This window comes from Micromonospora antibiotica (assembly GCF_017599305.1).
Classification (GTDB): domain Bacteria; phylum Actinomycetota; class Actinomycetes; order Mycobacteriales; family Micromonosporaceae; genus Micromonospora; species Micromonospora antibiotica.
This window is the reverse complement of the sequence record NZ_JAGFWR010000009.1, coordinates 197,600-220,518: the sequence shown is the minus strand read 5'-3', so window position 1 is coordinate 220,518 and position 22,919 is coordinate 197,600. Positions and strand designations below refer to the sequence as shown.

Genomic DNA, 22,919 nt, shown 5'->3' with positions numbered 1-22,919 from the left:
GTCGCGCGCGATTGGTGAGGGAAGTCGGGATTGCGCAATAATCGCGCGGCGGCACCCTTGGCGTGCCGGATCGATCTTGCGGGATGGGGGAGCTGGTGGAGGAGTGCCGCGATTCAGCAAGATCGCGATTTGTGCACGTCTTCACAAGCGCCTACTCTGTAGTTTCGACGCGCCCTGCTAGCACGGCCGGCTCACCCGGCCACCGGCGGGGGTCCCCCAACGGGCGGGCACCGGAGCCGGCCGAGGATCGCACCGCACGGAGTCTCATGAGTCAGCACCGTCACCCTGGCGTGCCCGGCCGCGCCGGTGCCGTACCGGCGCTCCCGGACCTCCCGGAGGCGACCGTCGCGCGGCTCCCCGAGTATCTCCGCGCCCTGCACAACCTCGCCGACGCCGGCCACGAGACGGTCTCCAGCGAGGGCCTGGCCGGGGCGGCCGGGGTCAACTCCGCCAAGCTCCGCAAGGACCTCTCCCACCTCGGCTCGTACGGCACCCGGGGCGTCGGCTACGACGTCGCCCTGCTGATCGACCAGATCGAGTTCGTGCTCGGGCTCACCCAACGGCGGGCCGTCGCCCTGGTCGGGGTGGGTAATCTCGGTCACGCCCTGGCCGGCTACGCCGGCTTCGCCGGCCGGGGTTTCCGGATCGCGGCCCTCTTCGACGCCGACACGTCCCGGGTCGGCGAGATGATCAACGGGTTGGTCGTCCGGCACGTCGACGAGTTGCCCCGGGTCGCCGCCGAGGAGGCCATCTCGATCGGCGTGATCGCCACCCCGGCCCCGGCCGCCCAGGCGGTGGCCGAGCAACTGGTCGCCGTCGGCGTCACGAGCATCCTCAACTTCGCGCCGTGCGTACTCTCGGTGCCGGACGGGGTCGACGTGCGCAAGGTCGACCTCGCCATCGAGCTGCAGATCCTGTCCTTCCACGAGCACCGCAAGGCGTCGCTGACCGCGCTGCCCGCCACCGGCGGCTCCGCCCTCACCGCCCTGCCCGGCGGGCTCACGACCCCCGACACCCAGGAGGCGATCGGCACGTGAAGCTGCTCGTCGTCGGCGCGTCCTACCGCACCGCTCCCGTGGCTACCCTGGAGCAGTTGGCAGTCGCCCCCGCCGACCTCACCCGCACCCTGGACCGCCTGGTCGCCCAGCCGTACGTCGCCGAGGCGGTGCTCGTCTCCACCTGCAACCGGGTGGAGGTCTACGCCGCCGTGTCCGGTTTCCACGGCGGCCTGGGCGACATCTGCGCGGTCCTCGCCGAGCAGGCCGGCGCCCCACCCGCCGCGTTCGCCAACCACCTCTACGTGCACTACGACGCCGCCGCCGTCGACCACGTCTTCCGGGTCGCCGCCGGGCTGGACTCGATGGTCGTGGGCGAGGCGCAGATCCTCGGCCAGCTCCGCGACGCCTACCACTGGGCCTCCGGCGCGGACACCGCCGGGCGGTTGCTGCACGAGCTGATGCAGCAGGCGCTGCGGGTCGGTAAACGGGCCCACGCCGAGACCAACATCGACCGGGCCGGGCAGAGCGTCGTCACCGCCGCCCTGGACCTCACCGCCGAGCTGCTCGACGGTGGCCTCACCGGCCGGCCGGCCCTGGTGGTCGGCGCGGGTGCGATGGGCGCGCTGAGCGTGGCGACGCTGTCCCGCCGGGACGCCGGCCCGCTCACCGTCACCAACCGGGGCGTCGACCGGGCGGTCCGGTTGGCCGAGTCGTACGGGGCGAACGCCGTCCCGATCGCCGGACTCGTCCCCGCGCTCTCCACAGTGGACATCGTAGTGGCCGCCACCGCCGCCACCGAACCGGTCCTCACCGTCGACGTGGTGACCGGGGCGCTCGCCCGCCGCGACCCCGACCGGGGGCCGCTGGTCCTGCTCGACCTCGCCGTCCCCCGCGACGTCGCACCCGAGGTGGCCGGGCTGCCCGGCGTCGAGGTGATCGACATCGACCGGATGGCCACCCTGCTCGCCGACGGCCCGGCCGCCGCCGACGCCGCCGAGGTCGGCCGGATCGTGGCCACCGAGGTCGAGGCGTTCCTGAGCTGGCTGCGCGGCGCCGACGTGGCACCCACCGTGGCCGCCCTGCGTGGACGCGCCGACGACGTGGTCGCCGCCGAGCTGCGCCGGCTCACCCAGCGTCGCCCCGACTTCAGCGACGACCAGCGCGCCGAGGTCGCCCGGACCGTGCACCGGGTGGTGCAGCGGCTGCTGCACCAGCCCACCGTCAAGGTCCGCCAGCTCGCCGCCGAACCGGGTGGCGACCAGTACGCCGCGCTGCTGCGCGAGCTGTTCGACCTGCAGGTGCCGCAGACCTCGCCGGTCGACGCGGTGCCCGACGTGGTCGAGACCGGCCATGGATCGTTCGAGGTCGCCGACCTGCCGGCGACCGACACCGACCAGCCGCCCACCGGAGGTGAGCGATGAGTACCCCCCTGCGCCTCGGCACCCGGGGCAGCGCCCTGGCGATGGCCCAGTCCGGCCACGTCGCCGCGGCGATCACCGCGGCGACCGGCCGCGCCGTCGAGCTGGTCGAGGTGGTCACCGCCGGGGACCGGTCGTCCGCGCCGGTGCAGCGCCTCGGCGTCGGCGTCTTCGTCTCGGCGCTGCGCGACGCGTTGACCGCCCGCACCATCGACCTCGCCGTGCACTCCTACAAGGATCTACCCACCGCCGAGGCGAGTGGACTGCACGTCGCGGCGGTGCCGCCCCGGCAGGACCCGCGCGACGCGCTGGTCGCCACCGGTGGTCGTACCCTCGCGGAGTTACCGCCCGGCGCCGTGGTCGGCACCGGCGCGCTGCGCCGCATCGCCCAGCTGCACGCCCTCGGCCTGCAACTGGAGGTCACCCCGATCCGGGGCAACGTCGACACCCGGCTCGGCCGGGTGCTCGGCCCGGACGCCGACCTCGACGCGGTCGTGCTGGCCCGGGCCGGGCTGGCCCGGCTCGGCCGGACCGACGTGATCACCGAAACGCTCGACCCGATGCTGATGCTGCCCGCGCCCGCCCAGGGCGCGCTGGCCGTGGAGTGCCGGGCCGACGACTCCGACCTGGTCGAGCTGCTCGCCGTGCTCGACCACGCACCGTCGCGGGCCGCGGTCGTCGCGGAACGGGCGCTGCTGGCCACCCTGGAGGCCGGGTGCTCCGCCCCGGTCGCCGCCTACGCCGAACTCGCCGAAGGCGAGAACGGTGACGAGATTTACCTGCGCGGGGCGGTGATCAGCCCGGATGGTTCCCGAGACCTCCGGCTGTCCCGCACCGGAACGCCCGCCGACGCGGCGGAGATCGGCAAGGCACTCGCCGCCGAACTCCTCGAACTCGGCGCCGACTCGATCCTCGGCCACGAAGGAAGCACCGGCCCGGGGACCCAGCAATTTGGGAGCACAGAATGACCCGCACCCGTAAGCCCGTCGGCCGCATCGCGTTCGTCGGCGCCGGACCCGGTGACCCGGGCCTACTGACCCGCCGGGCCCACGACGCCCTGACCGACGCCGACCAGGTGGTGTACGACCGGGGAGTCCCCGAGTCGCTGCTCGACGTCGTGCGTGCCCAGGCCCGGGCCGACGCCCAGTTCAGCCCCGCCGAGGGCGTACCGGGCGACGTGGCGAAGATGCTCATCAGCGCGGCCCGCTCCGGGCTCAACGCGGTGCACCTGGTCGCCGGTGACCCGTTCGGCCACGACTCCGTGGTCAAGGAGGTGCAGGCCGTCGCGCGGACCGCCGCGCACTTCGAGGTGGTGCCGGGCGTCGGCCAGGCCGAGGGCGTCGCCACCTACGCCGGGGTGCCGCTGCCCGGGGTACGCACCGCCGCCGACGTCGAGGACGTCAGCGCGCTGGACTTCGACGCGCTCGCCGCCGCCGTCGCCCGGGGCTCGCTGGCCCTGGCGGTCGACGCCGGCGACCTGGCCGCGGTGCGCGACGGCCTGCTGGCCGCGGGGGTGGACGGCACCACCGGGGTCGGGGTGACCGGCGACGGCACCGGTGAGACGCAGTACACCACCACGTCGAGCGTGGACTCGTTCGTCGCGGCGGCGCTCGGCTTCACCGGCCGGGTGGTGCTCACCGTCGGCGAGGGCGTCGGCCAGCGGGACCGGCTGAGCTGGTGGGAGAACCGCCCGCTGTACGGCTGGAAGGTGCTCGTCCCCCGGACGAAGGAGCAGGCCGGGGCGATGAGCGCCCGGCTGCGCGCGTACGGGGCGATCCCGTGCGAGGTGCCGACGATCGCGGTCGAGCCGCCGCGTACCCCCGCCCAGATGGAGCGGGCGGTCAAGGGGCTGGTCGACGGCCGGTACGCCTGGGTGATCTTCACCTCGGTCAACGCGGTCCGGGCGGTCTGGGAGAAGTTCGCCGAGCACGGGCTGGACGCCCGGCACTTCGGCGGCGTCAAGATCGCCTGCATCGGTGAGGCCACCGCCGACGCGGTACGCGCCTTCGGCATCCAGCCGGAGCTGGTGCCCGCCGGGGAGCAGTCCTCCGAGGGGCTGCTGGCCGAGTTCTCCCCGCACGACGAGATCCTCGACCCGGTCGGCCGGGTGCTGCTGCCGCGCGCCGACATCGCCACCGAGACGCTCGCCGCCGGGCTCACCGAGCGCGGCTGGGAGGTCGACGACGTGACCGCCTACCGGACGGTCCGGGCCGCCCCGCCGCCCGCCGAGATCCGCGACGCGATCAAGTCGGGCGGGTTCGACGCGGTGCTCTTCACGTCCTCCTCCACGGTGCGCAACCTCGTCGGTATCGCGGGGAAGCCGCACGCGCGTACCGTTGTCGCTGTCATCGGGCCCAAGACGGCGGAGACCGCGACGGAGTTCGGCCTGCGGGTCGACGTGCAGCCGCCGCACGCCTCGGTGCCCGACCTGGTCGAGGCGCTCGCCGCCTACGCCGTCGAACTGCGCGAGAAGCTCGCCGCCATGCCGGCGAAGCAGCGTCGGGGTTCGAAGGTGCAGGGGCCGACCGCGCTCAGGTTCCGCTAGTCGTACTGGGAGGCCCCTCATGCCGTACCCCGAGATCCGGCCCCGCCGGCTGCGCCGTAACGCGGCCGTGCGGCGGCTGGTCTCCGAGACCCGCGTCGACCCGGCCGAGCTGGTCGTGCCGATGTTCGTCAAGGAGGGGCTGACCGGGCCACGGGCCATCGCGTCGCTGCCGGGGGTGCTCCAGCACTCCCGGGACTCGCTGCGCAAGGCGGCGGTGGAGGCGGTCCAGGCCGGGGTCGGCGGGATCATGCTGTTCGGGGTGCCCGAGCAGCGGGACCCGACCGGCTCCGGCGGCACCGACCCGGCCGGCATCCTCAACGTCGCCATCCGCGACGTCGTGGCCGAGGTCGGCGACGCCACCGTGGTGATGAGCGACCTGTGCCTCGACGAGTTCACCTCGCACGGGCACTGCGGGCTGCTCACCTCCGACGGCGGGGTGGACAACGACGCGACCCTGGCCGCGTACGCCGAGATGGCGGTGGCGCAGGCGGACGCCGGGGTCGGCATGGTCGGCCCGTCCGGGATGATGGACGGCCAGGTGGGCGTGGTCCGCCGGGCCCTCGACGCCGCCGGTCACGCCGACGTGGCGGTGCTGGCGTACGCGGCGAAGTACGCCTCCGCCTTCTACGGTCCGTTCCGCGACGCCGTCGAGTCGGCGCTCGACGGCGACCGGCGCACCTACCAGCAGGACCCGGCCAACCTGCGGGAGTCCCTGCGCGAGGTCGAGCTGGACGTGGCCGAGGGCGCCGATCTGGTGATGGTGAAGCCCGCGCTGCCCTACCTCGACGTGGTGGCGGCGGTCCGGGCCGCGGTGGACGTACCGGTCGCCGCCTATCAGGTCTCCGGCGAGTACGCGATGGTCGAGGCGGCCGCCGCGAACGGGTGGATCGACCGCGAGCGGGTGATGCTGGAGACGCTCACCTCGATCCGTCGGGCCGGCGCGCAGGTCATCCTCACCTACTGGGCGGTGGAAGCCGCGACGCTGCTCCGTCAGCGTTACTGACTCCCGGGGCGGCTTGGCCCGTGCCGCGAGCGCCGTGGCCCACCCTCGTCGGCGTCCCCCGCCCCCGGTCCGCCCTCCGTGCCCAGCCCTGACCCCCTGTTTCCTGCCCTGGCTCCTCGTTTCCTGCCCTGGCCTCTGGGCTTGCGGCCCTCGTTCCTTGCTCCGGCCCCCGTTCCTTGACCTGGCCTCCCGTTCCCTGATCTGGCCCCTTGTCCCTTGACCTGGGGCCTCCCGGTCCTCGCCTTGGCATCCGGTCCCGCTCTCCTGAACCGGTCCCCGCTTCGGCCTCGACCCCGGTCCACACCCCGCCCCGTCCGGGATCCGGCCCTCGGCCCAAGGTCCCGCCCTGCCGTCGGTGAGCGGCTGTCGCTGGCGATGCTGGGTCTAAATTCGGCGGCACCGTCCGGTCGGCTGGCAGCCGTCTTGATTACTCTCCGCATTTTCTGGCCTCCCTCCACCTACCCTCATTCGCACACTTTGCTCTGCTGCCATCCGCGCGACGCTCGCTCTGGGTGCCTGTCGCGGATGGGGCAGCAGAGCAAAGCGTCGGTGGGGTAGTGGGGTGGGGTCGGGAGAGGTTGAGCGTTCTTGCTGTTCAGGGCCTTCTGGTGGAACTTGGTGGGTGGTGGGGTGGTTCAGGCTTACGTTGCTCACAGTAATTTAGGCGATGAGGCGATCGAGTAACCCAGTGTGATCGGAAGAGATCTGTGGAGGGTGGGGGTTTTCCACAGGTCGCGGAGTTGTCCACAGGTGACGACGGCGGGGTTGCGGCAGGGCCTGGCCGGGCGCGACGGTGGTGCCATGACCGACCCCGCGCTGCCGCCCGAACCCGCTGCCCACCCCACCCCGGGCTCTGGTCCGGCTTCGGCGTCCCACCCCGCTCCGGCGCCGCCTGCTCCGGCGCCGCCTGCTCCGGCGCCGCCTGCTCCGGCGCCGCCTGCTCCGGCGCGGCCCGCTCCGGCCCCGTCCGCCCCGGCTCTTGCAGCTCCGTCCGCCCCGGCTGCGGCCCCCTCTCCCGCTCCGGAGGGGAAAGGGGACGAGCCGCCGACCTTCCTCAGCAGGCCGTTCGACCTGCCCTGGCCGGCGGCGGGCATCGTGCGGGCGGTCCGACGGCGTGCCGACGCGAGTCAACGGGAACTGGCCCGCTGGGCGGGGGTGCACCACGGCACGGTCGGGCGGATCGAGGCGGGTGCGCTCACCCCGAGCATCGCCCTGCTGCGCCGGATCATCGCGGCGGCCGGCTTCCGGCTGGCCGTGGTCGACGAGTTCGGCCGGGTGCTCACCCCGATGCGGGACCGCGACGACACCCGGGACGGTGCCGAGCGCCGCTACCCGTCGCACCTCGACACGATTCTCGACCCTGAACCGGGGGAGTGGTGGGCGGACGTCTACGGGCTCGCCCGACCGCCGGAGACGTTCCGCCGTAACCGGGCCGTCCGGGACGCGATGCGCCGCCGGAGCCAGTGGGAGGTGCGGGTGGCGAAGTACCGCAACGTGCCACCGCCGCCCCGCGTGGTGCGCCCGCAATGGTGACGGCCCGCCGATCCGGCGGGAAGCCGGACCGACGGGCCGTCGGAGGTGCGCAACCGTCAGTCGTCGTCGGTGATGGTGCCCGTCGCCAGCAGATCGGCGAACCGCAGGTTCAACGGGCCGGCCACCGCGAACGCGATCTTCTCGTCCGCCTCCCGCTTCCGGTCACCGCGGACGGTCACCGGGAACGCCAGCGAGGTCTGCCCGGCGGGCAGGGTCCGGCAGCCGACGTACGGGGTGAAGTCCAGCACGACCGTCGCGGTCAGCCCCACCGTGGCGGCGCAGAGCGTGGTCGGCTGGGACAGCGGACGGGACACGGTGACCTGGAACGTCATCGTGCTGCCACCCTGGTCGCCCTCCACCACGGTGGCGTCGGCCACCCGCAGCGACGGCTGGCTGCGGAACCGGGCCACCTGCGGGTCGTGGTCGCTGGCCCCCCGGGTGCCGTCCCCGGTGAACTCCGCCGGCCAGTCCGCGTTGACGTGCGCCGCCCGGATCTGCACCAGGTCGGCGTGCAGCGCGTCGTTGACGAACAGGTTGTCCAACGTCTGCGCCGCCCCCTGGAAGCTGTACGAGTACGCCGCCGACGGCACGTCGGCCACCAGGTCGTCCCAGAGGTTGTGCAGGCCGGCCCGGTAGAGCGGCCCGAGCTGGTCCGACGGGGTCGGGTTCGCGCCGGTCGCGATCGGGTCGTCCGGGCGGGGGAAGACGTTCAGGTCCCCGCCGTACACCACCCGGGCGTCCGGATCGGCGGCCTCGATCGCGGTGACGATCGCCGAGCCGTACGCGGCCTGCTCGGTGCGCTGCCCGACCCGGCTGTCCGGCCCGGACGAGTAGTGGTTGCTCAGCGCGTACAGCAGGTAGGACTCCGAGCCGCCGGGCGTCGACTTCACCACGAACTTGCCCAGCTGCGGGGCCCGGGTGAAGACGTTGTTGCCGTCCTTGCCCGTCGAGGTGTCGGTGTCGGCCGGCAGCACCGCGTTGAGCGCCTTCGGGTTCTGCACGTCCGCGTTGGACGCCAGCCCCGCCGACCGGTACTGCACGGTGGGCGCGGAACCCAGCAACGGATCGGTGGCGCTCGCCCCGGCCAGCGACAACCGGTCCGTGCGGTACAGGAACGCCGAGGTGATGCCCCGGGCGTCCGCGCCGGTGCGGTCGTACGTCGCCGCGTAGGCGGGACCACCGGCGGCCCGGATCGCCAGCGCCAGATCCTGGAGGGTGTCCGGAGCGCCGTCGGCGTTGTCGGTGGTGCCGCAGACCAGGCTGCTGCCGGAGACCGAGCAGATGTCCTGGTCCTCGGCCTCCTGCACCAGGATCAGATCCGGGGCGTGCAGGTCGGTGCGGATCTGCGCGGCCAGCTCGGACAGGTGCTCCCGGTAGTCGGCCTCGCCCGCCGGCACGTAGTCGAACGGCGGGGACACCCCCGGGCAGCCCGCGTTGCCGGTGAAGTCGCAGCCGTCGAACGGGTCGTCGCGGAAGTCGTACAGGTTCTCCACGTTGTAGGTCGCCACCGCGACCTCCCGGGCCCGGTCCGCCGGGCGCGGCGGGTTGTTCGTCGCCGGGTCCACCCCGGCGGTCAGGGCCAGCGACTCCGGCTGCACGCTGAACTTGCTGAAGCCGTACGACACCGCACCGAACGCGTCGGCGGTGAGGGTGTCGAAGGTACGCGCGGGCGGGAGCAGCGCCGTCGAATCACCGGCGGTGGCCTTCACGCCGCCACCGCCGAGCAGGATGCGCTGCCCGTTGCCGTTGTCGAAGACCTGCCCAGGCACGTCGTCCAGCGGGTGGGCGTCCCGGAAGACCCGGCGGGCGTACGGGTCGGCCCGCTTCAGCAGCGGATCCGCCCGGTCCACCACCCACACCTCGGAGTCGGCGGTGGAGCCGAACACGTCCCGGGGGCCGGTGACGCCGGAGCCGCTGCGGACCCGCAGCCGGGCCCCCTCGTGCCGCTCCCAGAACCGGTCGGCCGCCGCCGCGTCGGCCGGCGGGACCGCGTCGTCCACGGTCACGGCGGTGTTCACGTCGAGTCCGGTGTCGAGCCGGCGGACCAGCGAGGCACCGGAGAGCTGGGTCTGGTCGAAATACTCCGACACCCGGCCGCGCAGCACCACCTCGTCGCCGACGGTCGGCGCGTAGCCGCCGATCAGCGTGGTGAACGCGCCCATGAAGACGAAGATGCCGTCCGAGCTGAGCGGGTCGCCGTCCTCGGTGCCGGTGCGGCTCTGCAGGTAGAAGCCGTACTGGTCGGCACCGGCCGAGGTGCGGGTCAGCGACTTCTGGGTGATCACGCCCCGCACGTCGTACAGCAGCGGGCTGGTGCCGGTGCCGGTGGGCGGGGCGAGCGGCGACCGGTCGGTGCGCGGGTTCTCGTCGTCGCGGGTCGGGCCCTGCACCTGGCCCACCGACAGCACCCCGTTGGCCTGCACGGTGAGCGGGCAGCTGGCGGTGCCGCCGTCGGCGTCCGTCGCGGTCACGGTGACCGTGTAGGTGCCGGCGGGCAGGCCGGTGGCGGTCACCGTCGCGGTCGCCGTGCCACCCGGCGCGGTCGCCGGGGTGAACGCGGTACGGCTGATCGAGCCGCCCGCCGGGGCCGGGGTGACCGCGGTGACCGCCAGATCGACGATCGTGTCGTCCGGGTCGGTGCCGGTGACCTGCCGGGTGCCCGTCGCGCCGGCCTCGATGGTCAACGTCCCGCCGCAGGTCAGCACGGCCGGCTGGTCGACCGGGCCGCCACCGTCGACGGTGTGCGCGCCCAGCCCGTCGAAGGTGTCGGTGGCGAACCCGGCCCACTGGGCGGCCGGGTCGAACGCGTCCGACGGGTCGGTGTCCCCGCTGGACACCGCCGGCAGCCGGCGCAGCGTGTTGTCGGCGGTGCTGGTCAGCCCGCTGCCCCACTCGCTGCCCGGGTCGACGCCCACCTGCCCGATCGCGTCGAGCACGACGGCACCCCGACGCAGCACGATCGCGTCGTCGCCGTTGAACAGGCTCGCGCCGGTGGTCTGGTCGGCCTGGGCGAGGATCGCCGGCCCGGCCGAGGCGGCGGCGAAGACGAAGACGTCCCCGGCGGCGACGGTACCGGTGAGGGCGATGGTGGTGGCGGTGGTGGACCCGTTGAAGTAGAGCTGGAGCTGGTAGTCACCGGCGGTCAGGTCGACCGCCGCGCCGGTGCCGTTGTACAGCTCGATCGCCTTGTTGTTGGACGATCCTTCGACGTACTCGGAGATGAACAGGTCGGTGGGCGCGGCGGTGGCCGCGGTGGGCGCGACGCCGAGCACCGGTACGGCGACGACGGCGACGGTGGCGAGCGCGGCGAATCTGCGGCGCAGGCGCATGGGGCCTCCACGATGGGTGGACGGGAACCAACGCACGTTAAGGTGCGTCGCTGTCCGCCGTCCATCCCCCCGGGGGCGATGTGGTGAATTCGCGACAGTGCCGCCCGACGCCCCCGATCGGACGCCGCCGGCCGCCCTGCTCAGCGTTGGGCGTCGAGCCGGTGCACCAGTTCGGCGACGTCCACGCTGTATTCGCACCAGTCCCGGTCGGCCTGGTAGCCCAGCTCGGCGTTGACCTTCAGCATCGCCTCGTTGGCCTGGGCGTTCCAGGTCTGCACCTCGGTCAGCTCCGGCTCGGCGGACCGCAGCTCCAGCAGCATCCGCGCCTTGATCGCCCGGTCGATGCCGTAGCCCTGGTGGTCCCGCACCACGATGGTGTCGTACTGGTCGGCGCGGGTGGGGTGCTGGACCGGCACCACCACCTCGGTCAGGCCGGCCACCGTGCCGGTGCGCTCCTGGAGGGCCAGCACGATGTACGGCTTCATGCCCCGGCGGTGCAGCGTGTCGAGGCTGTCCCGCAGCCGCTGCGGATCGTACGAGCTGGGGCGCAGTTCGCCGTCGTCGACGTCGCGCACCTCGGCCTTGGCCCGCGCGTACGCCTCGATCAGGTCGTCGGACGGCCCACCCGGGTAGAACTCCAGGTGGTAACCCGGGTCGACGCCGGCCGCCATCTCGGTGAGCGCCGTCCAGTCGACCGTGCCCAGGTCGAGCACGCTGCGGGTCTCGACGTACTCGCGGGTGAAGCCCAGCGACGAGTAGAAGCCGATCGCGGGGGTGTCCCCGACGACCTCGACCCCGATCGACTGGAAGCCCTCCTGGTAGACCCGTCGGGCGGCGGTGCGCACCAACTCCCGGCCGAGCCCGCTGCGGCGCACCGCCGGGTGCACCAGGACCTCCAGCACGCCGATGTCCCCGAGCAGCAGCACGTGCACGTGCCCGAGGATGGTGCCGTGGCCGCCCCCGGCCGGCGGATCGTCCTCCGCCACCCAGGAGATGCGTCGTTCGCCGGGCATCACCTCGGAGAGGTACTCCCGCAGGGAATCCTCCCGCCAGGGCGGGTCCTGCGGGAGATCGGCGGCGAGGACCGCGTTCAGCGTGTCCAGTACGGAGCCGATCTCGGCGGACGACGCGGTTCGGGGATCCCACTCGCGCACCATCACGCGTCTAGCTTGCCGTCAACGGCTCTTCGGGGGAAGTGTCCGGTCCGCCAATGTATGCGAACGATCACCTCACGTACGGCTTGCGCGCCCGTACTCGTGGGCTTTGTCGAAGACGTCCTGTGCGTACCGGCGGACGTCGTTGTAGGAGAGGATGGCCCCCCACCAGTCGCCGGGGATGGTCATGTTCCGGCCGCCCTGGCACAGGTAGTTGCCGGCGGCGAGCGCGGTGTCGTCCAGGTCGTGCGGGTCCTTGCGGCCGTCGTTGTCGGCGTCCGCCCCGACCTGCTCCCAGGTGGTGGGGATGAACTGCATCGGTCCGATCGCCCGGTCGTAGACGGTGTCCCGGTCGAACAGCCCGCCGTCGGTGTCCCGGATCAGGGACCGCCCGCCCTTGCCGTCGAGCGGATCACCGATGATCTCCGGTACGGCCCGGCCGTCCGGTCCGAGCGTCGCGCCGTTGGCCTGCCCGTGCCGGGACTCCACGTAGCCGATCGCGGCGAGTGTGGTCCAGCTCAGCCGGCAGCTCGGGTTCGTCCGCGCGAGCACCAGCTCGGCGTAGCCGTACGCCTGCATGGCGATCGGGGAGACGCCCACCTTGGTGCCGGTGACCCGGGCCCAGTCACCCAGCGCGTCGGCGGGCCGGCCGGCGGCGGTGGGGGCGACCGGTCCGGTCGGCGCGACCCCGCCCGGTGGGAAGCCGGTCGGCGGCAGGGAGGGGACGCCTCCGCCCGGGAGCACCGGGATCCCGGTGGTCGTGGCGACCGACGGCAACCCGGAGCCGGTGGTGGCGGGGTCGTCCACCGCCACCGGTCGGGGGGCCCGGACCGCGCCCGGCACCACCACCGCGCCGACGGCGGCGGTCGCCGCGACCAGCGCGAACAGGAACAGGGCGGGCAATGTCAGCCGGCCGCTGGGACGACGGGACCAGGCCCGGGTGGCCCGGGTCGCGGCCCCCACCGCCTGCCGTGGTGGCGGCAGGCGGACGGCGTGCGCGAACGGGATCCGCCGCCGCCGACCCGCCACCGCACCGCCACCCGCCGGCGGCTGCGCACCCGGCGTGGCCTCGTCGTCCCCGTCGCCCTTCGCGGCCGACCCGCCCTCGTCACCGGGACCGGTCTTCGCAGCCGGCTCGGCGTCGGTCTTTACAGCTGGTTCGGCATCGGTCTTCGTGGCCGGTTCGGCGTCTTCGGCGTCGGTCTTTGCGGTCGGTTCGGGATCGGTCTTCGTGGCCGGTTCGGGTGTGCCGTCGGTGCCGGCCGTCGGGGCCGACTCCGACCCGGGCATCGTCGGCTGCGATTCAGGCGTCGTCGGCTCCGAACCGGGCGTCGTCGGCTGCGATTCGGGCGTCGTCGGCTCCGGCCGGACCTCGGGGGTCCGGGGTTGAGCGGTGGCGTCGGCCGTCGGGGAGACGGGGGCGGTAGGGGCCGGCGTGGACGAGGGGGCCCGGTGGGGTCGGCGGGGCCGGGGGATCCAGCCGCGCCGTGGAGCGGGGGGTACGTCCTCGGGTGGGGTCGCCGCCCGCAGGGGCCGTACCGTCGAATCTTCGCCGCTCACCACTGTTTGAGTATCACCCATGTCGGCCAGGGAGTCAGGTCCGGCCGTAGGGTGGGGGCATGCCCCGGTACGAGTTCCGCTGCCGCGCCTGCGGCGACACCTTCGAGGTCAACCGGCCGATGGCCGAGGCCGGTGCGCCGGCCGACTGCCCCCAGGGGCATGCCGACACGGTCAAGCTCCTGTCCACCGTGGCGGTCACCGGCCGTGGTGGCGGCTCCGGCGCCGGTGGCGCCCCTGCGGGTCCCGCCTCCGGTGGCGGTTGTTGCGGGGGCGGCTGCGGCTGCTGACCGGATCGTCCGGCGACCGGACCGGCTGGTGACCGGGTCGGAAACGACCCGATGTAACGGTGTGGCGCGTCGGTGCGCCAGGATCAGTGACCCCTTGGGTCCGATATCGCCCAACCGTTCTCACGATGCGTGACCGGTTGACCATAGGGCAGCATGAACCCCGACGTCAGGGCGGAGGTGCCACGAATGTCGCCACGGATCCACCTCCCGAGCGGTTGGGTGACCTTCGTGTTCACCGACATCGAGGGTTCCACCCGGCTGGCCCAACTGCTCGGGTCGGACTATCGCCCGGTGCTCTGGGAGCATCGTCGCCTGCTGCGTGACACGCTGGCCGAGACCGACGGCGCGGAGCTGCTGACCGAGGGGGACTCCTTCTTCCTGGCCTTCCCGGACGCGTCGGCGGCGCTGACCGCCTGCCTGACCGCGCAGCGGGCGTTGTCCACCCACGAGTGGCCCAACCCAGAGGCAGCCCCGAAGGTGCGGATGGGACTGCACACCGGCTACGCGGAGCCCCGCGACGGCGAGTACGCCAGCCCCGAGGTGCACCGGGCCGCCCGGGTGGCCGCCGCCGCGCACGGTGGGCAGGTGCTCTGCTCGGCGTCGACCGCACGGCTGGCCGAACCGCTGCCCGCCGGGGCCACCCTGATCGACCTGGGCCTGCACCGGCTCCGGGGCTTCGACGACCGGGAACGGCTGTTCCAACTCGTCGCGCCGGGGCTCGGGCGGCAGTTCCCCCGCCCGCGTACCGCCGAGGCGTTGGCGCACAACCTGCCCACCCAGGTCACCTCGTTCGTCGGCCGGGAGACCGAACGGGTCGAGCTGGATCTGCTGATCCGTCGGCACCGGCTGGTCACCGTGGTCGGTGCGGGTGGCGCCGGCAAGACCCGGCTCGCCGTCGAGGTGGCGTCCGGCCAGGTGGAGGCGTACCCGGACGGGGTGTGGTTCGTCGACATCGCCACGGTCACCGACCCGGGTCTGGTGGCGTTCGCGATCGCCGCCGTGCTCGGGGCCCGTCCGGAACCGGGCCGCCCGATCCTGGACACCCTGGTCGAGTACGCGGCCGTCCGGCGGATGCTGGTGGTCCTCGACACCTGCGACGCCCAGCCGGCGGCCTGCGCCGAGGTGATCTCCCGGCTGCTCGCCGGTGGCAGCGGACTGCGGGTGCTGGCCACCAGTCGGGAGGCGTTCGGCCTGCTCGGTGAGGTGGTGTGGCGGATTCCGCCGCTGGCGGTCGACCCGCAGCCGGGGCGTACCGAGAGCGACGCGGTGGCGTTGCTGCTGGACCGGACGGCGGCGGCCCGGGGCGGTCGCCCGCCGGAGTGGACGGAGGCCGCCGACCTGCGCCGGGTGGTGCAGCGGCTGGACGGGCTGCCGTTGGCGATCGAGTTGGCCGCGGCCCGGCTGCGGGTGCTCTCCGCCGGTCAGTTGGCCGCCCGGCTGGACGACATGCTGGGCACCCTCGACGCCGGGCGGGACGCCCCGGAAGCACCCGCCGAGCGGGGTTGGGCGGGCAACCAGCAGGACACCGTGGACCTGGTCGCAGCAGCCTCCGGGCAGACGCCGCCGAGCCCTGCGCACCGGGCGGTGCAGCGTTCCGCCACCGAGCGGCACCTCACCATGCAGGCGACGGTCACCTGGTCGTACCGGACGTTGGGGCCCCGGTCCGCCCGGTTGCTGCGCTGGTTGGCGGTCTTCGCCGGGCCGGTGGACCTGGCCACGGTGGAGTGGCTGCTCGCCGACGACCCGCTCGATCCGCTGTCGGTGCTGGTGGACAAGTCGATGGTGCTGGCCGAGCCGCACGCCTCCGGCAGCACCTACCGGATGCTCGACCCGATCCGGGCGTACGCGGCGCGTCGGCTGGTCGAGACCGGCGAGGAGCAGGCCGCCCGGGACCGGCACGTGGCCTGGGCCCAGCACGCGCTGCACCGGGCCCACCTCGGGGCGGACGGCCGCCCGGTCACCCTGTCGCTGTACGCGGTGGACCCGCTGGCCCGTGAGTTGCGGGCGGCGTTGCGTTGGTCGGCCACCGGGGGCAGTGCGCGGGCCGGGCTGCTGCTGGCCGGTGGGCTGGACCAGTGGTGGCGGGAGCGGGGGCTGTCCCGGGAGGCCCGGCTGTGGCTGTTCCGGCTGTACGGGCGGATCGCCGAGACCGGGGAGGCGATCCCCGAGGCGGAGCTGGCGGCGGCGTACCACCTGCACTCGCTGCACGCCGGTGCGGACGGCGAGTTCGCCGAGGAGCTGCGGTTCTCGCAGCGGGCGGAGGCGGCGGCCCGGCAGGCCGGTGACGCGGGGCTGCTGGCCCGGGTGCTCGCCGGGCGGGCCGCGCCGCTGGTCGACATGGGGCAGTTCGCCGAGGCGGAGCGGGTCTGCCGGGAGGTCATCGACTGGGCGGGCGAGTTGGAGGTCAGCGGGGACGCCCTGCTGGCCGTCTACAACCTGGCGGAGCTGCTGTGGCGGCGGGGTGCGTTGGCGGAGGCGGCGGAGCTGCTCGGGGCGGCCCGCCCGGCGGAGGCGGCCCGGCCGGTGGAGCGGGGCTACCGGTCGGTGGACATGCTGCTGGGCATGGTGGCGTTGGCCCGGCACGACCTGGTGGCCGCGCACGACCATCTGTTGGTGGCGCTGCGGGCCCGGATGGGGCACGGCTACCACGGGCGGGCCTGCGACACGGTGAACGCGGTGGCGGTGCGGTGTGCGCTGGGCGGGGAGCCGGTGACGGCGGCCCGGTTGTTCGGCGCGGCCCAGGCCACCCGGGCCCGGTTGCGGGGCACTCCGGGCATCTTCGCCACGTACTGGCAGGAGCGGCAGGTCGAGCTGCGGCGCACCCTCGGCGACGCGGCCTTCGACGCGGCCTACGGCGAGGGCGGCGAGTTGGGTCTGGAGGAGGCGGCGGCGTTGGCGTTCGCCGTGGAGCACCCGGACCTGGCGGCGGACTCGGTCCGGTTCCGGGCGACGGGTGTGGTGACGCCGCGACCGACCGGCACGGCCACCCCCCGACCGGCCGGCGCGGTCACCCCTCGACCGCTGGCCCGCCGCGATGCGGAACGTCGGGAGGAGTGGGCCTGACCCGTCGCGCCGTCCGACGGGCGCGGCGGCGATCCACGACGAGCCCGCCCGGCGGGTACGGGGCTGCGGGGGACCCGGTGCGGCCTGCGGGTCCAGGCGTTCGGCGGACACGAGCGCGGCGCGCAGACCGGCCGGTGGGCGTGGGCGTCCGGCGGCGCTGCCCGCGCCGCCGGACGCCCGGCTGCCGGTGGGTCAGCCGCGTCGGGCGGCGGCCCGCTCGGCGTCGGCCTTCATCCGGGCGGCCCGGTCGAGGTCGGCCTGCGAGACGGCGGCGACTGAACCGAAGATGCTGACCGCCTGGTAGTACGTCCAGGCGAGGCTGGTGCAGGCCGGGCGGACGACGGAGTTGTAGGTGGCGCAGACCCGCTTGAGGTCCTCGTAGAAGGCGCTGTCCAGGCGGGCCTTGTTGGCGGAGAAGATCCCCATCGCCTTGTGGTTGCGGTAGCCGAAGTCGTGCCGGTAGCAGGAGAGGTTGAAGGTGAAGCCGAGCGGGTTGTCCGGGCTCGACGAGCAGTAGTCGGTGGACCAGTCGAAGCCGTAGTCCGCCCAGGCGGCCTGGTTGAGGCGGCCGGAGTTCCAGGCGTTGTAGCTGCTGGCGCTGGTCTGGGTCCAGCTGCTCAGCACGCTGAGCTTTTGCGAGGTGCTCACCGCGGCGGACGCGGGTGAGCCGACGCCGAGCACGCTGAGCAGGGCGAACGTGCCGGCGGCGAGGGCGGTGGCGAGACGACGGGACAAGTTTTCCTCCGCGGGATGGGCGGTACGGTGTGTCACCGGTTGGTCACCAGAGTTAGATCAGTCTCGATCAATGTCCCGTCGGTGGGGCGTGGCGGAGGCGACGTATTGGTGACATACGTCGAAACAGACGAATGCCCCGGATGCCGGAGCACCCGGGGCGTCCGAGGACGATCAGCGCACCACCCGCGCCGAGGAGGCGGCACTCTCGTTCCACGACCGGTCCAGCGCGGTCACCTGGTAGGTGTACGCCCGGCCCGGCTCAGCGGTGCCGTCCACCCAGGACTGCGGCTGCCCCGGGGCGGCCCGGACCGTGCCGACCAGGTGTGCCGCGTCGGCCCGCCCGCACCCCTCGACCGGGCCGGGCCCGTCGAAGCGGTAGACCGCGTACGACGTGGCGGTGCCGAGCGGGCCCGTCCCGTCGGCCGGCTGCCGCCAACGCAGACGTACCCCCTCGGTGGTCCGCTCGGCCCGGGTGAGTGCCGGACGCAGCAGCGGCTTCGCCGGCAGGTGCGCCATGGTCGGCACCAGCGCCGGACGGGAGTAGTGCGCGGCGGCGTAACTGCTCGTCGCGCCGAGCCGGTCGGCCCGCACCTGCACCGCCGAGAAGTGCACGTTGCCGAGCACCTCCGGGTAGGCCCGGTTCAGCGTCAGGTGGTCCGACAGTTCCTGCGGGTTCATCCAGTACGTGCCGTAGGCCGGGTCGCCGCTCTTGTAGTCCGCCTGGCCGATGTAGAGCTGCACCCGGGTGCCGCGTACCGTCTGCGCCCACCAGGGCACCAGTCGGGCGTAGTCGGCGGCCGGATACTGGCCGATGTACCAGTAGAGCTGCGGCACCACGTAGTCGATCCACTCCTGCTTGACCCACCTGCGGGTGTCGGCCGAGATGATGTCGTACGACTGGCTGCCGGTGGTGTCCGAGCCGTCCGGGTCGGCGCTGGCGTTGCGCCAGATGCCGAACGGGCTCACCCCGAACTTCACCCACGGCTTGACCGCCTTGACCCTGACCCCCATCTCCTGGATCAGCAGGTCGATGTTGTCCCGCCGCCAGGCCGCCCGGTCGGTGAACCCCCGGTGGTACGCGGCGAACGTCGCGTCGTCCGGTACCGGGTACGTGCCGCTCGGGTACGGGTAGAAGTAGTCGTCGAAGTGCACGCCGTCGATGTCGTACCGGCGGACCGCGTCGAGTATCGCGGTCTGGACGAACTCACGGACCTGCGGGACGCCCGGATCGTAGTAGAGCCGGCTGCCCGCGACGCCGGCCGGCGGGTAGGCGAAGGTCCACTCCGGATGCTGCCGGGCCGGATGGTCCGGGGCGAGCTGTCCCAGGTCGGCGCCCGCGCCCCCGGGTGCCGGCATGGAGATCCGGTACGGGTTGAACCAGGCGTGGAACTCCAGGTTCCGCAGGTGTGCCTCGGCGACCAGGAAAGCCAGCGGATCCCAGCCCGGGTCCTGCCCCCGCACCCCGGTCAGGTACTCCGACCACGGCTCGTACGGCGACGGCCAGAACGCGTCGGCGGTCGGCCGGACCTGCACCACCACCGCGTTGTGGTGCAGTCGCTGCGCCAGGTCGAGCCAGCCCCGGTACTCCGCCTGCTGGGCGGCGATCCGGTCCGGGGCGGTACGGGAGGCCGCGCTCGGCCAGTCGATGTTCACCACCGACGAGATCCACATCGCCCGGAACTGCCGCTTCGGCACCGCCGGATCGACCACGCAGGCGTCACCCACCCCGCCCGTCGCGGCACCACCCCCGCTGCCCGCGCCACCCACGCCGTCTCGGCCGGTGGCCGCCGCCGACCCGGTCCCCCCGAGCCCGCCGACCACCACCAGCACCAACCCGACCGCACCGATCCCGAGCCTTCGCACCACGCTCTCCCTCCGCCGCTCCCGCCCGCCCGCACCCACCCGCCGCCGCTCCCTCTCCGCCTCCGGCGTCCCGCCCCTCGCCCCTTCCCCCTCCCCTCCGGACGGGTGGGTGAGGGGAGGAGGGGAGGGGCGGGAAGTGGCGGGGTGGGGTGGGGGATGGGAGGAAATTTTCATACTTGGGGTGAGGGTGCAAGGGGTGGGGTCGGGTGGTGGTGACCGAAAGTGGTTAGCGGGGGACTGGGTGTAGATGTGGTGGGGTTGATTGGGGTGGGGTTGGGGTGGGTAGCAACGCGCGGCACCGGTCGTCAGCAGGGCGGTCGCGGTGGTGGGAGGGGTGAGTACGGTGTCTGTGCTGCGAACCAAACCGATCAAGGATGTGGTTGCCCAGGGCAACGCGGACGGCAGCGACGGCAGCCCCGGTCTCAAACGCCGGCTCGGTGCCCGCGACCTCACCGGCTTCGGCATCGGCATCGTGATCGGCACCGGCATCTTCACCCTCACCGGCATCGAAGCACGCGACAGCGCCGGGCCGGGCGTGGTGATCTCGTTCGCCATCGCCGGGGTGGTCGCCCTGCTCGCGGCCCTCTGCTACGCCGAGTTGGCGTCCAGCGTGCCGACCGCCGGCAGCGCGTACACCTACGCGTACGCCACGATGGGTGAGATCGTCGCGTGGATCATCGGGTGGGACCTGCTGTTGGAGTTCGCGCTCGGCGCGGCGGTGGTGGCCCGGGGCTGGTCCGGTTACCTGGCCGAGCTGTTCGGCCTGCCCAGCACCTGGTTCGCCGAAGAGGGCAGCGTGGTCAACCTCGGGGCGATCGGCATCGTGCTGCTGCTCGGTGTGGTCGCCGTCATCGGCATCCGCGAGTCCGCCCGGATCACCAACATCCTGGTGCTGGTGAAGGTCGCCATCTGCATCTTCGTCGTGGTCGCCGGGCTGTTCTTCGTCAAGGCCGCCAACCTCAGCCCGTTCATCCCGCCGGCCGAGCCGGCCGGTGCCGGTGACGACGGCATCAAGCAGCCGGTCGTGCAGGCGTTCTTCGGGCTGGAGCCGTCCGTCTTCGGTTTCGTCGGGGTGCTCAGCGCCGCCGCCGTGGTCTTCTTCGCGTACACCGGGTTCGAGGCGGTGGCGAACCTGGGTGAGGAGACCAGGCGGCCCAAGCGGGACCTGACCCTGGGGTTGTTCGGCACCCTGTTGATCTCCACCGCGCTCTACGTCGGCGTCTCGCTGGTCGTGGTCGGCATGGTGCCGTACGGCGAGATCGACCGGGGTGCCCCGATCGCCGCAGCCTTCAACGCGGTCGGTGCGAGCTGGGCCGGGGTGCTGGTCTCCATCGCGGCCGTGGCCGGCCTGACCAGCGTGATCCTGGTCGACCTGGTGGCCATGGGCCGGATCGGGTTCGCCATCTCCCGGGACGGGTTGATCCCGCCCGCCGTCGCCAAGATCCACCCGCGTTGGGGGACCCCGTACCGGATCTCCGCCGTGATGACGGTCGTGGTGGCGCTGCTCGCCGGGTTCCTGCCGCTGTCCGCGTTGGCCGACCTGGTCAGCATCGGCGCGCTCTGCGCCTTCATGATCGTCGCCATCGCGGTGCCGATCCTGCGCCGCAAGCGCCCCGACCTGGAGCGGCCGTTCCGGGTCCCGTTCTCCCCGGTGCTGCCGATCTTCACCGCGCTGGCCTGCCTGTACCTCACGCTCAACCTGTCGATCGAGACCTGGATCAGGTTCCTCATCTGGATGGCGCTCGGCGGGATCATCTACTTCGGCTACGGCTACCGCCGCAACCGGCTCGCCACCGGCGAAGCCGAGGACCGGGCCAAGGAGCGTGCCCCGGCCTGACGACCCGGGGGTCCCGGCCACCCCGGGCCGCCGGTCGGTCGTTCCGGTGGCCCGGGGTGGTCAGGGTCGGGGGGCGAAGCGCAGCAGGTTCCAGGAGATCGCCGGCAGGCGTACGGAGCAGCGGTCGCCGTCGACGGTGGCGGTGGGCAACTCCCGGGGCGTCACCCGGTCGGGCTCCGCCTCGGTGTTGATCGCGTCCGGGTCGTCCCCGGCGGCCAGGCTGAGGTGCTGCACCTGGTGCAGCCCGGACAGGCCCCGCAGGTCGATCTCCACCGGGAGGGCGTCGGTGCCCCGGTTGACCGCGAACACGGTCAGCCCGCCGGACTCCTCGTCGTGCAGCGCGACGGTGTCCAACACCGGCACGTCGCCGTACCGCTTCGTGGCGTAGTGCGGCGAGACCGGCTCGGTGCGCAGCACGGTGCCGGTGGCGTGGCGGGCGGTCAGGGCGAACGGGTGGAAGATGCTCTGCCGCCAGGCCGGCCCGCCGGTGCGGGTACGGATCGGGGCGATCACGTTGGTCAGCTGCGCCTGGGCGGCGACACCGACCCGGTCGGCGTGCCGGAGCAGGGTGATCAGCAGGTCGCCGACCACCACCGCATCGACGGCGGTGTAGTCGTCCTCAAGCAGCGCGGGTGCCTCGACCCAGCCGCGCGCGTCCAGGTCGCCCTGGACGCGGGACTGGTACCAGACGTTCCACTCGTCGAAGGAGATCTTCAGCTTGCGGGTCTGGCGCAGCCGGGCGGCCATGTGGTCGGCGGTGGCGACGACCTCGGTGATGAACTGGTCCATGTCGACGGCGGAGGCGAGCAGGCTGGCCCGGTCGCCGTCGGTCGGGTCGTAGTAGGAGTGCGCGGAGACGTAGTCGACCTGCTCGTAGGTGTGTTCCAGCACGGTCGCCTCCCAGGAGGCGAAGGTGGGCATGCCCCGGCCGGAACTGCCGCAGGCGACCAGGCTGATCGAGGGGTCGATCAGCTTCATCGCCCGCGCGGTCTCGGCGGCGAGCCGGCCGTACTCCTCGGCGGTCTTGTGGCCGACCTGCCACGGGCCGTCCAGTTCGTTGCCGAGGCACCACAACCGCACGCCGTACGGCTGCTGCGCGCCGTGTGCGCGACGCAGGTCGGACAGCCGGGTGCCGCCCGGGTGGTTGGCGTACTCCAGCAGGTCGCACGCCTCCTGGACGCCCCGGGTGCCGAGGTTGACCGCCATCATCGGCTCGACCTGCGCGGCGGCGGCCCAGGCCATGAACTCGTCGAGGCCGAACGCGTTGGTCTCGATGGTCTTCCAGGCCAGGTCCAGCCGGCGGGGGCGGTCGTCGACCGGGCCGACACCGTCCTCCCAGCGGTAGCCGGAGACGAAGTTCCCGCCGGGGTAGCGGACCATCGAGACGCCCAGTTCCCGGGTCAGCTCCAGCACGTCGCGGCGCAGGCCGAGCGGGTCGGCCCCGGGGTGCCCCGGCTCGTAGATGCCGCCGTAGACGCAGCGGCCCAGGTGTTCGACGAAGGAGCCGAAGAGCCGGCGGTCCACCGGGCCGACCGTGAAGGCCGGGTCGATCGTCAACCGTGCTGCACGCACGGGCCCACCTCTTCCCCTGAGC

The 22,919-nt window shown here is 73.3% G+C and carries 15 protein-coding genes; 9 read left to right on the top strand and 6 right to left on the bottom strand.

Translation table 11 applies throughout. From position 1 onward, the window contains the following. The first annotated feature begins 266 nt into the window (after positions 1-266). The 6 genes from JQN83_RS18150 to JQN83_RS18125 all read left to right on the top strand — a co-directional run bounded on the left by JQN83_RS18150 (position 267) and on the right by JQN83_RS18125 (position 7,497). Positions 267-1,037 carry a redox-sensing transcriptional repressor Rex gene (locus tag JQN83_RS18150; RefSeq protein WP_208568307.1) on the top strand — a complete coding sequence of 257 codons (771 nt, stop codon included), beginning with the start codon at positions 267-269 and terminating at the stop codon, positions 1,035-1,037. Beyond that, a complete protein-coding gene (locus JQN83_RS18145; RefSeq protein WP_208568306.1) occupies positions 1,034-2,419 on the top strand; it encodes a glutamyl-tRNA reductase in 1,386 nt (461 codons plus the stop codon). Before JQN83_RS18150 ends, JQN83_RS18145 begins: the two co-directional genes overlap by 4 nt. After that, positions 2,416-3,384, top strand: coding sequence for a hydroxymethylbilane synthase (hemC, locus tag JQN83_RS18140; protein WP_208568305.1), 969 nt, complete (start codon positions 2,416-2,418; stop codon positions 3,382-3,384). The genes JQN83_RS18145 and hemC overlap by 4 nt, the downstream gene beginning before the upstream one ends. Beyond that, positions 3,381-4,961: a uroporphyrinogen-III synthase gene (locus JQN83_RS18135; protein WP_208568304.1), complete on the top strand. Its 1,581-nt coding sequence runs from the start codon at positions 3,381-3,383 to the stop codon at positions 4,959-4,961. The genes hemC and JQN83_RS18135 overlap by 4 nt, the downstream gene beginning before the upstream one ends. Before the next feature lie 19 nt (positions 4,962-4,980). Continuing rightward, positions 4,981-5,964 (top strand): porphobilinogen synthase, encoded by a 984-nt coding sequence (gene hemB, locus JQN83_RS18130; protein ID WP_208568303.1) that lies wholly within the window; start codon positions 4,981-4,983, stop codon positions 5,962-5,964. 1,095 nt (positions 5,965-7,059) lie between these two features. Next, positions 7,060-7,497, top strand: coding sequence for a helix-turn-helix transcriptional regulator (locus JQN83_RS18125; protein ID WP_307799405.1), 438 nt, complete (start codon positions 7,060-7,062; stop codon positions 7,495-7,497). A gap of 56 nt (positions 7,498-7,553) precedes the next feature. On the opposite strand, the gene JQN83_RS18120 is transcribed toward JQN83_RS18125, so the two are convergent. From JQN83_RS18120 to JQN83_RS18110, 3 genes are all read right to left on the bottom strand, one after another. Further along, on the bottom strand, positions 7,554-10,826 hold the full coding sequence (locus JQN83_RS18120) for a lamin tail domain-containing protein (protein ID WP_208568302.1): 3,273 nt from the start codon (positions 10,824-10,826) through the stop codon (positions 7,554-7,556). A 140-nt stretch (positions 10,827-10,966) separates the two neighbouring features. Continuing rightward, a complete protein-coding gene (locus tag JQN83_RS18115) occupies positions 10,967-11,983 on the bottom strand; it encodes a GNAT family N-acetyltransferase (RefSeq protein WP_208568329.1) in 1,017 nt (338 codons plus the stop codon). A 72-nt stretch (positions 11,984-12,055) separates the two neighbouring features. Beyond that, a complete protein-coding gene (locus JQN83_RS18110; RefSeq protein ID WP_307799403.1) occupies positions 12,056-13,543 on the bottom strand; it encodes a lytic transglycosylase domain-containing protein in 1,488 nt (495 codons plus the stop codon). Between the two features lie 56 nt (positions 13,544-13,599). Here JQN83_RS18110 and JQN83_RS18105 point away from each other — a divergent pair, with 56 nt between their 5' ends. Beyond that, positions 13,600-13,827, top strand: a complete 228-nt coding sequence (locus JQN83_RS18105; RefSeq protein WP_208568300.1) for an FmdB family zinc ribbon protein — start codon at positions 13,600-13,602, stop codon at positions 13,825-13,827. A gap of 186 nt (positions 13,828-14,013) precedes the next feature. Next, positions 14,014-16,890 (top strand): ATP-binding protein, encoded by a 2,877-nt coding sequence (locus tag JQN83_RS18100; RefSeq protein ID WP_208568299.1) that lies wholly within the window; start codon positions 14,014-14,016, stop codon positions 16,888-16,890. 192 nt (positions 16,891-17,082) lie between these two features. Here JQN83_RS18100 and JQN83_RS18095 read toward each other — a convergent pair whose 3' ends face one another. Continuing rightward, positions 17,083-17,625, bottom strand: coding sequence for a phospholipase (locus JQN83_RS18095; protein ID WP_208568298.1), 543 nt, complete (start codon positions 17,623-17,625; stop codon positions 17,083-17,085). Between the two features lie 171 nt (positions 17,626-17,796). Further along, positions 17,797-19,488, bottom strand: coding sequence for a glycoside hydrolase family 10-like protein (locus JQN83_RS18090; protein ID WP_208568297.1), 1,692 nt, complete (start codon positions 19,486-19,488; stop codon positions 17,797-17,799). 343 nt (positions 19,489-19,831) lie between these two features. On the opposite strand from JQN83_RS18090, the gene JQN83_RS18085 reads away from it, so the two are divergent. Then, complete coding sequence (locus JQN83_RS18085) at positions 19,832-21,325, top strand: amino acid permease (RefSeq protein ID WP_208568296.1); 1,494 nt, start codon at positions 19,832-19,834, stop codon at positions 21,323-21,325. Positions 21,326-21,385: 60 nt separating this feature from the next. Here JQN83_RS18085 and arfA read toward each other — a convergent pair whose 3' ends face one another. Further along, the gene (gene arfA / locus JQN83_RS18080) at positions 21,386-22,897 is read right to left on the bottom strand and encodes an arabinosylfuranosidase ArfA (RefSeq protein ID WP_208568295.1); all 1,512 of its coding nucleotides are present in this window, start codon (positions 22,895-22,897) and stop codon (positions 21,386-21,388) included. Positions 22,898-22,919: the final 22 nt, after the last annotated feature.

Bases quoted from the DNA above. Each gene is read 5' to 3' on its own strand.
- JQN83_RS18150 (WP_208568307.1), top strand. From the start codon at position 267: ATGAGTCAGCACCGTCACCCTGGCGTGCCCGGCCGCGCCGGTGCCGTA.
- hemC (WP_208568305.1), top strand. From the start codon at position 2,416: ATGAGTACCCCCCTGCGCCTCGGCACCCGGGGCAGCGCCCTGGCGATG.
- JQN83_RS18135 (WP_208568304.1), top strand. From the start codon at position 3,381: ATGACCCGCACCCGTAAGCCCGTCGGCCGCATCGCGTTCGTCGGCGCC.
- hemB (WP_208568303.1), top strand. From the start codon at position 4,981: ATGCCGTACCCCGAGATCCGGCCCCGCCGGCTGCGCCGTAACGCGGCC.
- JQN83_RS18120 (WP_208568302.1), bottom strand. From the start codon at position 10,826: ATGCGCCTGCGCCGCAGATTCGCCGCGCTCGCCACCGTCGCCGTCGTC.
- JQN83_RS18115 (WP_208568329.1), bottom strand. From the start codon at position 11,983: ATGGTGCGCGAGTGGGATCCCCGAACCGCGTCGTCCGCCGAGATCGGC.
- JQN83_RS18105 (WP_208568300.1), top strand. From the start codon at position 13,600: ATGCCCCGGTACGAGTTCCGCTGCCGCGCCTGCGGCGACACCTTCGAG.
- JQN83_RS18100 (WP_208568299.1), top strand. From the start codon at position 14,014: ATGTCGCCACGGATCCACCTCCCGAGCGGTTGGGTGACCTTCGTGTTC.